This window comes from Ornithinimicrobium panacihumi (genome assembly GCF_052073805.1).
GTDB classification, from domain to species: Bacteria; Actinomycetota; Actinomycetes; order Actinomycetales; family Dermatophilaceae; genus Ornithinicoccus; species Ornithinicoccus panacihumi.
In genome coordinates this window covers 23317-37047 of the sequence record NZ_JBQGWG010000028.1, presented here as the reverse complement: position 1 = coordinate 37047, position 13731 = coordinate 23317, and the positions used below count along the sequence as shown (strand labels likewise).

13 protein-coding genes are annotated in these 13731 nt (G+C 70.5%); 5 read left to right on the top strand and 8 right to left on the bottom strand.

Features of this window, described 5'->3' with window-relative positions; genetic code table 11:
- Positions 1–443: transposase (locus ACTMMA_RS16800; protein ID WP_441188426.1), on the bottom strand; the 443-nt coding region annotated here is incomplete at its 3' end.
- 640 nt (positions 444–1083) lie between these two features.
- Here ACTMMA_RS16800 and ACTMMA_RS16795 point away from each other — a divergent pair.
- Complete coding sequence (locus ACTMMA_RS16795) at positions 1084–2748, top strand: NERD domain-containing protein (protein WP_441191254.1); 1665 nt, start codon at positions 1084–1086, stop codon at positions 2746–2748.
- A 5-nt stretch (positions 2749–2753) separates the two neighbouring features.
- Here the strand turns inward: ACTMMA_RS16795 and ACTMMA_RS16790 are convergent, their stop codons facing one another.
- Positions 2754–3794, bottom strand: coding sequence for an alpha/beta hydrolase (locus ACTMMA_RS16790; RefSeq protein WP_441191253.1), 1041 nt, complete (start codon positions 3792–3794; stop codon positions 2754–2756).
- Between the two features lie 21 nt (positions 3795–3815).
- Complete coding sequence (locus tag ACTMMA_RS16785; RefSeq protein ID WP_441191252.1) at positions 3816–4484, bottom strand: TetR/AcrR family transcriptional regulator; 669 nt, start codon at positions 4482–4484, stop codon at positions 3816–3818.
- Between the two features lie 58 nt (positions 4485–4542).
- Between ACTMMA_RS16785 and ACTMMA_RS16780 the strand changes: the two genes are divergently transcribed.
- Positions 4543–5358, top strand: coding sequence for an SDR family NAD(P)-dependent oxidoreductase (locus tag ACTMMA_RS16780; RefSeq protein ID WP_441191251.1), 816 nt, complete (start codon positions 4543–4545; stop codon positions 5356–5358).
- Here ACTMMA_RS16780 and kilB read toward each other — a convergent pair.
- The 4 genes from kilB to ACTMMA_RS16760 form a co-directional block, all read right to left on the bottom strand.
- Positions 5355–5822, bottom strand: a complete 468-nt coding sequence (gene kilB / locus ACTMMA_RS16775; RefSeq protein ID WP_441191250.1) for a plasmid transfer protein KilB — start codon at positions 5820–5822, stop codon at positions 5355–5357. The genes ACTMMA_RS16780 and kilB overlap by 4 nt on opposite strands.
- 71 nt (positions 5823–5893) lie before the next feature.
- Positions 5894–6505, bottom strand: coding sequence for an HD domain-containing protein (locus ACTMMA_RS16770; RefSeq protein WP_441191249.1), 612 nt, complete (start codon positions 6503–6505; stop codon positions 5894–5896).
- 32 nt (positions 6506–6537) lie between these two features.
- A complete protein-coding gene (locus ACTMMA_RS16765) occupies positions 6538–7602 on the bottom strand; it encodes an ADP-ribosylglycohydrolase family protein (protein ID WP_441191248.1) in 1065 nt (354 codons plus the stop codon).
- Positions 7599–9068 (bottom strand): ADP-ribosylglycohydrolase family protein, encoded by a 1470-nt coding sequence (locus tag ACTMMA_RS16760; RefSeq protein ID WP_441191247.1) that lies wholly within the window; start codon positions 9066–9068, stop codon positions 7599–7601. The genes ACTMMA_RS16765 and ACTMMA_RS16760 overlap by 4 nt, the downstream gene beginning before the upstream one ends.
- Positions 9069–9165: 97 nt before the next feature.
- On the opposite strand from ACTMMA_RS16760, the gene ACTMMA_RS16755 reads away from it, so the two are divergent.
- Positions 9166–9858: an NUDIX hydrolase gene (locus ACTMMA_RS16755; RefSeq protein ID WP_441191246.1), complete on the top strand. Its 693-nt coding sequence runs from the start codon at positions 9166–9168 to the stop codon at positions 9856–9858.
- Between the two features lie 74 nt (positions 9859–9932).
- Here the strand turns inward: ACTMMA_RS16755 and ACTMMA_RS16750 are convergent, their stop codons facing one another.
- A complete protein-coding gene (locus ACTMMA_RS16750; protein ID WP_441191245.1) occupies positions 9933–11090 on the bottom strand; it encodes an ROK family transcriptional regulator in 1158 nt (385 codons plus the stop codon).
- A gap of 96 nt (positions 11091–11186) precedes the next feature.
- On the opposite strand from ACTMMA_RS16750, the gene ACTMMA_RS16745 reads away from it, so the two are divergent.
- A complete protein-coding gene (locus ACTMMA_RS16745) occupies positions 11187–12707 on the top strand; it encodes a sugar ABC transporter ATP-binding protein (protein WP_441191244.1) in 1521 nt (506 codons plus the stop codon).
- Entirely contained in the window at positions 12704–13729 is a 1026-nt protein-coding gene (locus ACTMMA_RS16740; RefSeq protein ID WP_441191243.1) for an ABC transporter permease, read from the top strand. Before ACTMMA_RS16745 ends, ACTMMA_RS16740 begins: the two co-directional genes overlap by 4 nt.
- Positions 13730–13731 lie beyond the last annotated feature (2 nt).

Sequence of the window (13731 nt, the reverse complement as noted above, 5' to 3'; positions counted from 1 at the left end):
GCGGAGATCTCGCCGGTGGTCAGGCCCTTGGCGAACAGGCTGATCGCGACCGCGTCCACATCGGTCAGGCGGCGTTGGCGCTTCTTGACGATGACCGGCTCGAAGGTGCCGGCCCGGTCCCGCGGCACCGCGATCGTCACCTCTCCGGCGGCGTCGGTGAGCACGGTCTTGGGCCGCGTGCCGTTGCGGATGTTGCCGCTCTCGGCGGTGGGCACCTGGTGCTTGGCGTGACCGAGGTGCTCGGTCAGCTCCTCCTCCAGCGCGGTCTCCAGGACCGTGGCGGTGATCGACTTGAGCAGCCCGTCCGGGCCGGTCAGGTCCTCACCACGTGCCCGGGCGGCCTTGACCAACTCCCGGACCGCAGCCTGCTCTGACTTGCTCCGCGAGGTCGTCTTCGTCACCTTCTTCGGCATCGAGCTCACGCTCGTGATCTTCTCGGTCATCACATGACCTTCCCCGCCAGCCGGGCCGGCGCGTCGGGCCAGAAACACCGTTTGTCTGACAGTCCCACTCGGGAGGACCAGCGCACCCAAATGAGTTAGAGCGTGTGGTACGTTGCTGAAGTGCCCGACAGCGGTCAAGACAGCTGACAGTTTGGATAACTATGTCTCGAAATTTCGTCGCCATGATCCAGTTCTCTGCCGACTCGGACTCAGTCGCCTGTGAGTACTTCGCCAATCTCACGGATCGGTATTTCGATGGGGCTTTTGATGTGAGCGGTGCGCGGGCTGAGGCCGTTCTTCTTGTGCCTGACCGAGTTGTCTCCGATGATGAGGTAAGGGCGGACGAAGAATTCCTCTACTACGGCAATGCTGACGGCGCTCGAGCGCCCAAGGCAAACCCGTCCAGTCGGCCAACGGTCCGGCGCAAATCTGAGGACTGACCGTCCCGCTGACGCGGCCTTTCGCGGGCCGTTCTCCCCTCAGCTTCGAAGCCCACCAAGAGTTTGTCACCGCCTTTGTCAGGCGCTCGACCATGCGGCACCCCTGGGCTAGCCCTACTGCTGGGGCGCTTCTGGCTCCAGTCCCGTGCAGGCCGGTTTGGCTCACTCACGTCAGTTGACCACTAGCTAGGAGTCCGGACTTGGCCATCTTCGTCCCCATCGACCCAGCCTTCGCAAACCACACCGAGAGAGAGGTTTGGGAGCGGCTTGGAGGGCAGTTGCGGGACGGCGACTACCTGCTGTCCAATGTCCGCCTCACCGACGAGGACCAGGACCACGAGGCCGACGTCATCGTCTTGATGCCGGAGGCAGGAGTCGTCGTGGTCGAGGTCAAGGGCGGCAGCGTGTCCGTGGACGGCAACGGTAGGTGGCGACAGGCAGGGGCGGGCAGGACACGAGAGATCGATCCTGTAGGCCAGGCCGCCAGGGTCAAGCACGCGCTGCGCAGGTACGTCCAGGAGGATCCGCGTTGGCGCGACTCATCCCGCACCAGGGTGAGATGGTTGCACACGGTCGTCACGCCATACAGTCCCGTCCCAGAAGACTTCTCCATCCCTGAGTGCTCACGTGACATGGTCCATGGCCGAGCTGATCTGAACAGCCTCGTGAAAGGACTGAGGGCCATGGCCGACGCGCACGAGCGGAACTACCGCGCACCCAGTCGGGAAGACTGCACGTTGATCGCGGAGATCCTGACCGGGCGCAACCTCATGCGGCACGACGTCATGGCCGAGGCCGACGATCGCGAGGCACGAGCCGACCGACTCACTCAGGAACAATCGATGATCCTGTCGGTGACCCGCCTGCTCAACAGGGTCGAAGTCCGAGGTGGGGCCGGCAGCGGCAAGACCGTGCTCGCGATGGCGCAGGCGAAGCAGCTGACCCGTGGTTACGGGGAGATCAAGCCCAGGCGGGTCGCGCTGCTCTGCTACTCCATCGGCCTGGGCGAGTGGTTCAAGCGCGAGCTGGGGTCGCTGCCGCGCAAGTCGAAGCCGGCCTTCTTCGGCCGGTTCGAGGAGCTGGCTCGGGAATGGGGCGTGGAGATCACGGCAGGCCGAGACCAGAGCGACTTCTGGGAAAAGGTGCTGCCGGCCCAGATGGCCGAGGTCGCCGCCGAACTGCCCGAGGGCAAGAAGTTCGACGCGATCATCGTCGACGAGGCACAGGACTTCGCCGAGGACTGGTGGGTCCCGCTCATGATGGCGCTGCGCGATCCCGACGAAGGTGGGCTCTACGTCTACGCCGACGAGAACCAGCGTCTGTTCCCCCGGTTCGGCCGTCCACCGGTCGCGCTTGTGCCTCTGGTGCTGGACCACAACCTCCGGAACACCAAGCAGATCGCCGAGAGCTTCTCTGGTCTCACTCCTATGCGGATGCGGCCCATGGGCGGCGATGGTCCGGTAGTCGAGTTCGTCCAGGCGGGCCCTGACGAGGTCCTCTCTATCGCCGAGGGCAAGGTCGTCGAGCTCATGGACGATGGCTGGCCGACCGAGCACATCGCTCTTATCACGACCGGCACGCGCCACCCGGACCAGCGTCGACTGCAGGGCGAGCTGGGGGAGGAGGGCTACTGGCGGACGTTCTGGGAGTCCACGGACGTGTTCTACGGCCACGTCCTGGGCAGCAAGGGCCTCGAACGGCGGGTCGTCGTCCTGGCGGTGAACGAGGACGGCACGCGGGACCGAGCCAAGGAACGGCTCTACGTGGGACTGTCCCGGGCGACCGACAAACTTGTGGTCGTCGGAGATGCCGAAGCCATCCGGCACATGGGTGGTGACGAGGTCCTCAAGAAGCTGGTCCGGTAGGCGCCTTAGCTCATCCCCGCCAGGATCCGGTCAGCGATCTGCGCGACGCGCTCGACCACGGGACGGCCCAGGGCCGTCCCGTTGATGAAGGCGTGGATGAAGCCCTCGAACTCCAGCACCTCGGTCGGGACCCCAGCCTCGGCAAGGCGTGCCGCATACGCCCGCCCTTCGTCGCGGAGCGGGTCGCAGCCGGCGAGCACCACGCACGTGGGGCAGGTGCTGGAGAGGTCCTTGGCCAGCAAGGGACTGACCCTCGGGTCGAGCGCATCCTCGGGTGTGGGCAGATAGCGCTCCTTGTACCAGTCCGTCTGGGCCTCGGTGAGGAAGAACCCGGTCGAGAAATCGCGATAGCTCTGCGCCTTCTTCGACAGGTCGGTCACCGGGAAGATCGGGCAGGAGAACTGTGGACCGCCCTCCGGGTCGTGCTTGGTCTCCTGGGCCACCACGGCAGCCAGGTTGCCCCCGGCGCTCTCACCCGCCACCGCGACGCGACCCGGAGGGCCCCCGAACCGCTCCGCGTGGTCCCTCAGCCAGCGGAAGGCGTCGATCGAGTCCTCCACCGCTGCCGGGAAGGGGTGCTCCGGCGCCAATCGGTAGTCGACCTGGACGACGTCGAGACCGGTGTGACGGGCGATCACCCGGCACACCGAATCGGCGGACTGGAGCCCGCCGAGCACCCAGCCGCCACCGTGGAGGTAGAGGACCAGGCCGCGTCCCTCGGGCTCGGGAGTCCGTCGGTAGTGACGCGCCAGCACCGCACCTTCACGCGTGGGGATCGCGAGGTCGGACACCGCGCACCTTGGACGAGAACCGAAGTGGTAGGCCTCTGCGTCCAGCTCGTCCCTCCCCTTGGCCAAGGGCTTGCTCTCGAAGGTGTCGCTCGAGCCGAGGGCCTTGAGGATCAACTGGACGTCAGGGTCGAGGCGCTGGCCGGCGACGGTGCGGGGCTCGCCAGCGAGCCGCGCCCGCACTGCTGGCGGGAGCAGGCCGACCCCGCGGACGGCGAGGTTGATCACGTGGTCGAGCGGGCCAGGAGTCCAGGACATGCACCGATGCTGGCAGATGCGTCAGGCGCCGGCACTGCCGGACACGGCGTGGACCGCCCTGACCAGGTCGTCGAGCACGTCGCCCTCGCGGCCGGGCCCACCCAGGAGGGAGGGGTAGCGGCGAGCCATCTCGCCTCCCAGTTCGGGCGAAGGTGGTGCTGCGTGGGCTGCCACCCTGGACAGTCCCGCATAGCCGCGCACCAGGACGTCCACGGCCAACGCCGAACCCAACGGATCTGGGGTTCCGGCGTCGCTCAGCTCGGACACGAGCAGGTCGACCCAGGCCAGGGCGTGGGGGGAGCGGGGCGGCCGCTCGAGCGGAAACGTGCCCAGCCAGGGGTGCGCCTCATACCTCGCCCAGAGCGCGCGGACCCACGACTCGAGGCGACGTGGTCCGGACCGTGCACGCAGCCTCGGGGCCGGCCCCAGCGCGGCGTCGACCATGCACTCGACCAGTGTCGACTTGGAGTCGACGTAGCGGTAGAGCGCGGTCGTGGTCAGCCCCAGCTCGGCGGCGACGCGGGCGAGGGTGACCGCCTCGAAGCCCTCCCGGTCGGCCACCGCGACACCGGCTGCCGCGACCGCATGGATGTCGGCACGGGCACGCGGCCCCTTGGTCGCGAGGTCGGCCAGCCCCCAGAGCTGGAGGAGCGCGTCGGGTTCGGGGGCTGTCCCCCCTTTGCTGTGCATGTGATTCACAGTAGCTTAGGCGTCGTCAGTTAATGTCATTCACAGTGAGGGTCTTGTCATGTCCACAGTCCTGATCACCGGTGCCTCCTCGGGCATCGGCCACCGCGTCGCCGAGCTGCTGGCCCCGCACCACAGGGTCGTCGGCGCCGCCCGTCGCCTCGACCGGCTCCCGGCCGGTGTCGAGCCGCTCGCCCTCGACCTGGCCGACTCGGCCTCGATCGCGGCGGCTGCGGAGGACCTGCTCGCCCGCGTCGGTCGGGTCGACGTCCTCATCAACTGCGCGGGGTATGGGGAGTTCGCGCCCGTCGAGCTCACCTCGCCGGAGTCGGTGGCCCGCCAGCTCCAGGTGAACCTCGTCGGCCTGGCCGACCTGACCGCGCGCGTGCTCCCCGGCATGCGGGCGGCCGGGGCGGGGCGGATCGTCATGGTCTCTTCGGTCGCGGCGGCGTTCTCGTCGCCGATGGGCGCGTGGTATCACGCCGGGAAGGCCGCGCTCGAGGCTGTCACCGACGCGCTGCGTGTCGAGGTCGCCCCGTTCGGGATCCAGGTGGCGGTCGTCCAGCCCGGGCCGGTGCGCACCGACTGGCACGAGCGGGCGCTGGGTGAACTCGTCTCGCGCACGGCGGGGACGCCTTACGCGCGGATGGGGGAGGAGGTGGCCGCCTACCACGCCAAGGCGGCCGAGACCCCGCTGATGAGCGAGGTCGACGACGTGGCCCGCGCGGTGGTGCGCGCCGCGACCGAGACCTCGCCCCGCACCCACTATCCCGTCGGCCGCGGCTCCCGGATGGCGATGCTCATGGGGCGGATCGTGCCCAAGAAGACGTTCGACGCGATGACGCGCAAGCAGTTCGGTCTGGGGACGAGGGGCTAGTCAGCTGCTGCCGTGCCCAGCTCGTCGCGGCCACGCGTCACGAGCTCATCGACCAGCAGCTTGGCCTCCTCGGACAGGCGCTCCAGCTCATCCAGGCTCGAGGCCGTGTAGAACTCCCGGATCTTCTCGTAAGCGGTGTTGCTGAGAGCCGGGATCGCGGAACCAGCCGGGAAGAGCAGCGCGGCCCTGTAGTAGTTCACCCGCCCGGCGGCCCGCGCCAGACGCACGGACTCGGCGTGAGCGGGTGTCGGGGACGTCGACAGGGCAGCCTTTTCCTTCTGGTAGTTCTCCTTGCGGAAGGCGACGAGTCCCGCGATGAGCTGGAGCAATGCATCGCGACGCTGATCCCACATGCGCTGCCGAGATTCGACCTCCTCCCGGCGCTTGTCGTTGGCGCGCTGGAAGAAGAACGCGAGGCCAGCGCCGGCCAGCGTGGCAAGACTGGCGATGATCGAACTCCACATGGGCCGAATCATGCCGTGCCTGTTTGCCACCGTCGATGTGTGTCGACGGCCAGCGCTTCCGACGCCGGGCCTCATCGCTCGGTAGCCTCCTCATCCGCGGTCCGCAGCCGCTCCAGCGTCGCCCGCATCTCGGCGATCATCAACGGCGCCACACCGCTGGCCTCGAACACTCTGACCAGCTCCTCGTAGTACCAGAACTGGTCCGCCGCGCTCTTGGTCCGGAACCGCCCCCACAGCGCCCGCCCCTGCTCGGCGTGGTCCTTGAGCATGCTGCGCACGTTGTGCAGCTTGTCGGCCGCCGAGATGAGCAGCACCCGGTCGCAGGCCTCGGGCAGGTGCGCCAGGTAGGCCTCCTTGCGCTCGCGCCACGGCGGCTTGTTGTCGGGGTCCTCGACCAACGAGTCCGACAGCGCACGCACCAGGTCGACGACCTCCTGCCCGCACTCGGCCGCGATCATCGTCAGCGCCGCCTCGCCACCGTGGTCCTCGGCCACGTCGTGCAGCAGGGCCGCGGCCGCCTGCGTGCTGTCGCCGCCGTGCTCCATCACCAGCGCGGCGACGCTCCAGACGTGCGAGACATACGGGGTCGCGCTGCCCTTGCGCAGGTCGCCGCGGTGCTCCCGCATCGCCAGCGCCGCGGCGCGCTCCAGCAGGTCCCAGTCCCAGGTCCGCTCATCGTTCATGCCACCAGTCTCCTTCGGTATGTGGTCACTCGTCAGATCGGGTATCTCGCCGGCCAGCTCGGCAGCCACGGCTCACCGCCGGGCTCGTGGCCGAGCGGGGTCAGCATGCTGGTCATCGCCACGTCGGTGCCCAGCGCGTCGCAGGCCCACGCCAGCTCGCCCCGGGCCGCGCCGAACGACAGCAGGGGAGTGGAGCCGTGCATCGCCCCGAGCAGACCGCCCGCGAGGGCCGACACCGACGTCTTGTCCGGCGCGAAGGCCGCCAGCGCCATCGCGAGCGGGAAGCGCTCCGGCTCCGGGTGGGACAGCGCGACGTAGACCGCCGCCGTCAGCACCGACAGCGCCGAGCGGTCCGGCACCAGGCCGGCCAGCACCTTGGGGTCCTGGGGCGTGGTGGCCGCGGCGGTGACGGCCGTGCCCAGGCGGGTCGCCACGAGCTCGCTGCCCTCGGCCTCCTCGCCGCGCAGACGCTCGACCTCGTCCAGGAGCGCGGCGGCGGCGTGGCCGGGGTGCTGGGCCAGGGCGCTGCCGAACCGCACCGCGGCGACGACCGTCGCCGGGATCAACGGGTGGGCGTGGGTCGACCGGGCCGAGGCGATCGCCGGCCAGGCCAGGTCCGGGCCGTGCATGGCCACCAGCACCGCATACGGAAGGGTCCGGACCACGGCGTGCGCGCCGAAGCTGGGCGGCAGCGACGACCCGGGGGAGGAGTGGTGCCGCAACGCACGCACGGTGGCGGGCGCGCTGCCCCGGCGAGCCGCATACCCGGGAAGAGAGTTGAGCAGGCTCGTGCCGGCGGGGCGGGGGCGCGTGATCCCCTCGATGCCCTGGGCCAGCGCCCAGCGGCGCAGCGCCGACAGGGTCTCGAAGCCCCAGTCGTGCTCGAGGCTGCGCCCGGCACGCTCCATCGTGCGGATCATCCCCTCGGCGGAGGCCAGGGTGAGCTGGGTGGAGACGCCCGCGGGGCGGACGGGGCCGGGGTCGAGCAGGTGGTCGGCGGCGTCGCCGAGCGCGATCCCGTGCAGGATCCCTCGGGAGAGCTCGATCAGCTTGGCCAGGTCGGCGGCGGGCTGGATCGTGGGGGCGGAGTCGTTCATCGCTGGGCCTCCTTCCAGAGGCGGTTGGCGTCGACGGGCTGGCCGAGGACGGTCTCGATCTCGGAGACGGCCTCGGGCAGGACGAGGCAGAGGTGGTCGCGCAGGTAGCGCAGCGCGACCGACGGCGTGCGGTGGTGGGCGGCGACGCAGTGCAGCAGCACCCGGCGCCCCTGGGCCCGCAGGTCCGCCACGGCGCGGGCCGCGTCGTCCAGGGCCCAGCGCAGGTGCGGGTTGCGGTCGGGGTCGTCGCTGTCGATGAGCCAGACCTCGACGTGGTCGGCCGACGCGATCCCGGCGGGGGTCAGCTCGCTGGCCCCGATCCGGCACAGGGACACGACCGCGTCGACGCCGAGCTCGTCGGTGCGCAGCAGGTCGGCGTAGGTCCCGAGGATCACCTCGGGGTCGCTGGCCAGCGCCCGCCCGAGCGGTCGGCTGTCGACAGGGCCGCGGTATGAGGTCGGCCACCCCTGGTGGTCGTCGTGCCCTCCGCGCGCGGTCCGGACGGCGAGGTGCACGAGGTCGCGCGCCCGCAGCCCCGGCCAGCCGTGGACCTGCCGGGTCCACTCGTGGGGGAGGGCGCTGACGCCGTAGCGGGCGCCGAGCAGGCCGCCGGCGATCGCGGCCACCGTGTCTGTGTCGTGGCCGACGGCGATCGCGCGGTGGAGGGCGGCGACGACGTGGGCCGGGCCCTCGAGGGGCTCGCCTCGCTTGTCGAGGCGAGTGTGGTGGATCGCGGACCAGGCCGCCTGCAGGGCGGTGACGGTGAAACCGTTGCGGGAGAACGTGTCCGGGTCCTTGGCCTCGGCCTCGTCGATCCACGCCGACCACTGCTGCTGCCGCTCCGCGTCGACCAGGTCCAGCCCGCCGCGCAGGTCGAGGACGCCGTCGACGACCGCGCGCCGCACCGACTCGGACCACAGCACGCAGCTGTCGATCGCCAGGCGGTCGTGGTGGGTCAGCTCGGCGACGAGGCGGGCGGCCTCCTCGGTCGCGTCCCTGTCGTCCAGGCGCGTGAGGCCGACGATCGCGGTGCGCATGAGCGCGCCGTTGCCGGCGGTGCGGCCGGTGCGCTCGTGCAGGCGCCAGGCCTGGGTGCGCAGCACCTCGCCCGGCTCGAGGCGGGGGTGGTCGAGCGCGGAGCGCAGCACGGCGGAGGTCTGCACGCCGATGTCGGCGGGGTCGGAGAGATGCCAGTCGATGAAGCCGCCGGCGACCTTGTCCAGGCCCTGGCGGAGGCCGAGGCGCTCGCCGGTCGCGGCCACCCGGGCGATGCAGACCGCCATCTGGGTGTCGTCGGACCACTCGCCGGGGGCATAGCTCCCCAGCCCGCCGCCGAGCATCCGTGGGCCGGTCGCCGGGTCGTAGGTCGTGGTGCCGAACTCGTAGGGGACACCGAGCGCGTCCCCGCAGGCCTGGCCGAGCAGGACGCCGGCCGCGCGGTCGGTCTGGGTCGAGGTGAGGTGCATGGGCGGCCCCTTCCGTTCGTTCTTGTCGTGACGACTAATAATCTGCATGACCAGAACAAAACTGTCAACTCGACCAAATTAGGCGTAGGATGAGGGCGTGAAGAAGCACACCAGCGACTGGCCGATCTTCTACGTGACCGCCGACGTGGTCGCCCTGACCATCCGGGACGGGGTCTTCTCCGTGCTGCTCATCGAGCGGGGGAGCAAGACCCAGACGGGCAGGTGGGCGCTGCCGGGCGGCTTCGTCCACCCGGAGGAGGACGTGCCGGAAGCCGCATACCGAGAGCTGGCCGAGGAGTGCAGCGTCACCCGCGACGACGTGGTGCTCGAGCAGCTGCGCACCTATGGCGCGCCGGACCGCGACCCGCGGGGCCGGGTCGTGACCGTCGCCCACGTGGCCCTCGGTGCCGACCTGCCCGAGCCCACGCACGGCTCGGACGCCTCCGACGCGAGGTGGTGGCCGGTCGAGGAGGCGCTCGGGCTGGACCTCGCCTTCGACCATTCGCTGATCCTGCGTGACGCCGTCGAACGTGCTCGCGCCAAGCTGGAGTACACCACCCTCGCGACCGCCTTCTGCCGGCGAGAGTTCACGCTCAGCGACCTGCGGGGCGTCTATGAGACGGTCTGGGGCGAGCGCCTCGACCAGTCCAACTTCCAGCGCAAGGTGCTCGGGACCGAGGGCTTCGTCCGGGACACGGGCAGGTATGCGGAAGGTCGCCTCGGGAGGCCGCCTCGCCTTTACATCGCCGGACCCGCCACCGAACTCAGCCCGCCGCTCATGCGGGGCTGAATCTCACCGAGGGCCAGCGAGCTCCACGGGGCGCGTGCAGCTCGGCTCAACAGCGAGATTCAGCAGTCAGGCCCTCATCCGACGGCAGCGCTAGCTGCCTCGATCGCCTCAGGTGACAGCACATGACTGACGGCCAGGCTGGAGGCGCCCAGCACGCCGGCCTGGGCGCCGGCCTTGGAGGACACGATCCGCAGGTGCTCCGTGGCGAGGGGGAGTGAGCGGCTGTAGACGACCTCGCGGATGCCGGCCAGCAGGTGCTCGCCGGCGTCGGCGAGCCGGCCGCCGATGACGACGACCGAGGGGTTGATCAGGTTGACCATGGTGGCGACGACGTCGCCGATGTCGCGGCCAGCCTGACGGACCTCCTGGATGGCGCGGAGGTCGCCGCCCCGGACGAGGTCGACGACGTCGGCGGTGGAGCTGGCGTCCTGGCCCGCGTCGCGCAGGCGGGCGGCCACGGCCGGTCCGGCGGCGACGGCCTCCAGGCAGCCCTCGTTGCCGCAGCGGCACAGCACGCCGTCGGCGCGCAGGACCCGCACGTGGCCGAGGTCGCCGGCGGTGCCCTGGGCGCCGCGCTGGAGCTCGGCGCCGGAGATGATGCCGGCGCCGATGCCCGTGGCGACCTTGATGAAGATGAGGTCCTCGACGCCGCGCAGGTGGGCGCGTTGCTCGCCCAGGGCCATGATGTTGACGTCGTTGTCGATCAGCACGGGCACGTCGAAGGTGCGCTGCACGTGCCCGGGCACGTCATACCTGTCCCAGCCCGGCATGATCGGCGGGTTGTTGGGCCGCCCGGTGCTGTGCTCGACCGGGCCGGGCAGGCCGATCCCGATGGCGGCCAGGTCGGCGACGGGGCGCCTCGCGTCGGCCAGCAGCGCGCGCACCGTGTCGGTGGCCCAGGCCAGCACGCGGTCCGGCCCGAGCGCGATGTCGAGCTGCTCCTGGCGCTCGGCCAGCACCTCGCCGGAGAGGTCGGTCAGCCCGGCGTAGGCATGCGTGGCGCCGAGATCTATGCCCACCACCACGCGGGCGGAGGGGTTGAGCGCGAACAGCGACGGGGGGCGTCCACCGGTCGAGCGGGCGCCGCCGTAGGGCGCCACCAGCCCGAGCTTCATCAGCGTCTCGACCCTGGCCGCGACGGTCGAGCGCGCCAGGCCGGTCGCCTCGGCCAGCTGCGCCCGGGTCCGGGGTCGCCCGTCCCGCAGCAGGTCGAAGACATCGCTGGTGCGCACAGTCCGAAGTGAACCACCCGCCACTTCTTTCTGTCTACCATCCAACTTTTGTTTGCCCCTCGACAAAAGTGTGTGATCTGTGCCATAGTCCGAGACGTGAGCTCAGGTGAGGCAGCCCAGCCAGTGCAGCCGCTGCTGCGCGCCACCGGCCTGTCCAAGCACTTCTTCGGCAACCCGGTGCTGCAGGACGTCGACCTCGACCTGCACGCCGGGCAGGTCCACGGTCTCGTCGGGGAGAACGGCGCCGGCAAGTCGACGCTGATGAAGATCCTGGCCGGCGTGCACCAGGCCGATGGGGGCCACTTCGAGATCGCGGGGGAGGAGCAGCGCTTCGCCCACCCCGTCCAGGCCCAGCAGGCCGGGCTGGCCACCGTCTTCCAGGAGTTCAACCTCCTGCCCGACCGCACGGTGGCCGAGAACATCTACCTCGGCCGCGAGCCCCGCTCCCGCGGCCTCGTGGACACCAAGCGGATGAACCGCGACACCGCCGAGCTGCTCGACGGGCTCGGCGTCACCGGCCTCACCCCGACCCGCCGCGTCCGCGGGCTCTCCGTCGCCGAGCAGCAGATCGTCGAGATCGCCAAGGCCGTCAGCTATGACGCCCGCATCATCGCCATGGACGAGCCGACCGCGGCGCTGGCCGACAACGAGGTCGACCTCCTCTACCGGATCATCCGCCGACTGCTCGACCGCGACGTCGCGATCCTCTACGTCTCCCACCGCCTCAAGGAGATCTTCGACCTCTGCGACACCATCACCGTCCTCAAGGACGGCCGCCGTGTCGACACCCTCCCCGCCGCCGAGCTCGACGAGGCGCGGCTGGTGAGGATGATGGTCGGCCGGCCGCTCACCTCGTTCTTTCCCGACCCGATCGAGGGCACGCAGGTCGGCGCGCCTCTGCTGCGGCTCGAGCAGGCGGGCAACGGGTATGTGGACGCGATCGACCTGGAGATCCGTGCCGGGGAGGTTGTTGGGCTGGCCGGGCTGCAGGGCAGCGGTCGCACCGAGCTGGTCGAGGGGATCTTCGGCGTCACGCCCTTCACCCGCGGCACGATGGCCCTCGACGGCACCCAGGTCCGGACCTCCTCGCCGCGCCAGGCGATCCGCCAGGGGCTCGCGCTGGTCACCGAGGACCGTAAGGCCAAAGGCCTCTCGCTCAACCAGACGATCCTCGACAACGCCCTCGGCGTCGTCCGCGCAGCCTTCCCCGGCCGGACCGCCCAGGCCCGCGCCGACATGCCGGGCGTGCTCTCCTCGATGGAGGTCGCGGCCCGCGCGATGGACCAGGAGGTCCAATACCTCTCCGGCGGCAACCAGCAGAAGGTCGTCCTCGCCCGGTGGTTGTCCACCGACCCCCGGGTGATGCTCATGGACGAGCCCACCCGCGGCATCGACGTCGGCGCCAAGCATGCGATCTACGAGCTGATGCGTGAGCTGGCCGGGCGCGGCGTCGGCGTGCTCATGGTCTCCAGCGAGCTGCCCGAGGTGATCGGCATGTCCGACCGGATCCTGGTGATGCGCGACGGCCGGCTCGTCGGCGAGCTGCCGGCCGGATCCTCCGAGGAGGACGTCATGGCGATGGCCACCGGCGCCGCGGAGGAGGTGAGGTCAGCATGAGCCAGAAGTCCCGCCGCGAGCTGACCTCCACCGGCATCGTTTTCCTCCTGCTGGCCCTCGCCCTCGTCGTCGGCGCGGTCCTGACCGCGATGAACGGCCGCAACTTCTTCAGCCCCGGCAACATCTCGGCGATCCTGACCGGCACCAGCATCCTGGGCTTCATCGCCATCGGCCAGACCCTGGTCATCCTCGGCGCGAGCCTGGACCTGTCCGTGCCCTATGTCACAAGCCTGGCCAGCCTCGTCGCCGGCACGATGATGGCCGGACAGGCCGGAAACGTGCCCCTCGCGGTCGTGACCGCCCTGCTGGTGTCGGCCGCGATCGGGCTCGTCAACGGTCTGCTGGTCGCCTATCTCAACGTCCACGGCTTTGTCGCCACGTTGGGCATGGGACTGATCCTGGCCGGCTACCTGGGCACCCACTACAAGGGCTCGGCCGGCTCGGCACCCCGCGAGTTCCGGCTCGTGGGCGCGACCAACATCGGGCCGGTCCCGGTCTCGACGCTGATCATGCTCGGCTGCGCCGCCCTGGTGATGCTGCTCCTGGCCCGCACCCGGATCGGCCTGCACCTCTACGCCGTCGGCGGCAACCCCCAGGTCGCCCGCCTGTCCGGTGTGCGCACCGGGCCCCCGATCGTGCTCGCCCACACCCTGTGCTCACTGCTCGCGGGCGTGGCCGGGCTGCTCCTGCTGGCCAGGCTGTCGGTCGGCAGCCCGACCATCGGGCAGCAGGGCGGCTACGACCTGATGTCGATCGCTGCGGTGGTCCTCGGCGGCACGGTCCTGATGGGCGGCAAGGGCAACATCCTGGGCACCCTCGGTGGTGTCGCGATCTTTGCCGTCATGGACAACGTCATGGGGGTGATGGAGGTCAACGCCTTCCTCAAGGACGTCGTCCGCGGCCTCGTCATCGTCCTGGCCGTCGCCGTCTACGCCCGCCGCAACCTCGACCGCCGCCCGCCCCGCTTCGGCGGCGGCACCGGCTCGGCCCCACCGCAGGGACTCCAGGAGGTAGCCGGATGAGC

Bases quoted from the DNA above. Each gene is read 5' to 3' on its own strand.
- ACTMMA_RS16790 (WP_441191253.1), bottom strand. From the start codon at position 3,794: ATGTCCTGGACTCCTGGCCCGCTCGACCACGTGATCAACCTCGCCGTC.
- ACTMMA_RS16770 (WP_441191249.1), bottom strand. From the start codon at position 6,505: ATGAACGATGAGCGGACCTGGGACTGGGACCTGCTGGAGCGCGCCGCG.
- ACTMMA_RS16740 (WP_441191243.1), top strand. From the start codon at position 12,704: ATGAGCCAGAAGTCCCGCCGCGAGCTGACCTCCACCGGCATCGTTTTC.
- ACTMMA_RS16785 (WP_441191252.1), bottom strand. From the start codon at position 4,484: ATGCACAGCAAAGGGGGGACAGCCCCCGAACCCGACGCGCTCCTCCAG.
- ACTMMA_RS16780 (WP_441191251.1), top strand. From the start codon at position 4,543: ATGTCCACAGTCCTGATCACCGGTGCCTCCTCGGGCATCGGCCACCGC.
- ACTMMA_RS16765 (WP_441191248.1), bottom strand. From the start codon at position 7,602: ATGAACGACTCCGCCCCCACGATCCAGCCCGCCGCCGACCTGGCCAAG.
- ACTMMA_RS16760 (WP_441191247.1), bottom strand. From the start codon at position 9,068: ATGCACCTCACCTCGACCCAGACCGACCGCGCGGCCGGCGTCCTGCTC.
- kilB (WP_441191250.1), bottom strand. From the start codon at position 5,822: ATGTGGAGTTCGATCATCGCCAGTCTTGCCACGCTGGCCGGCGCTGGC.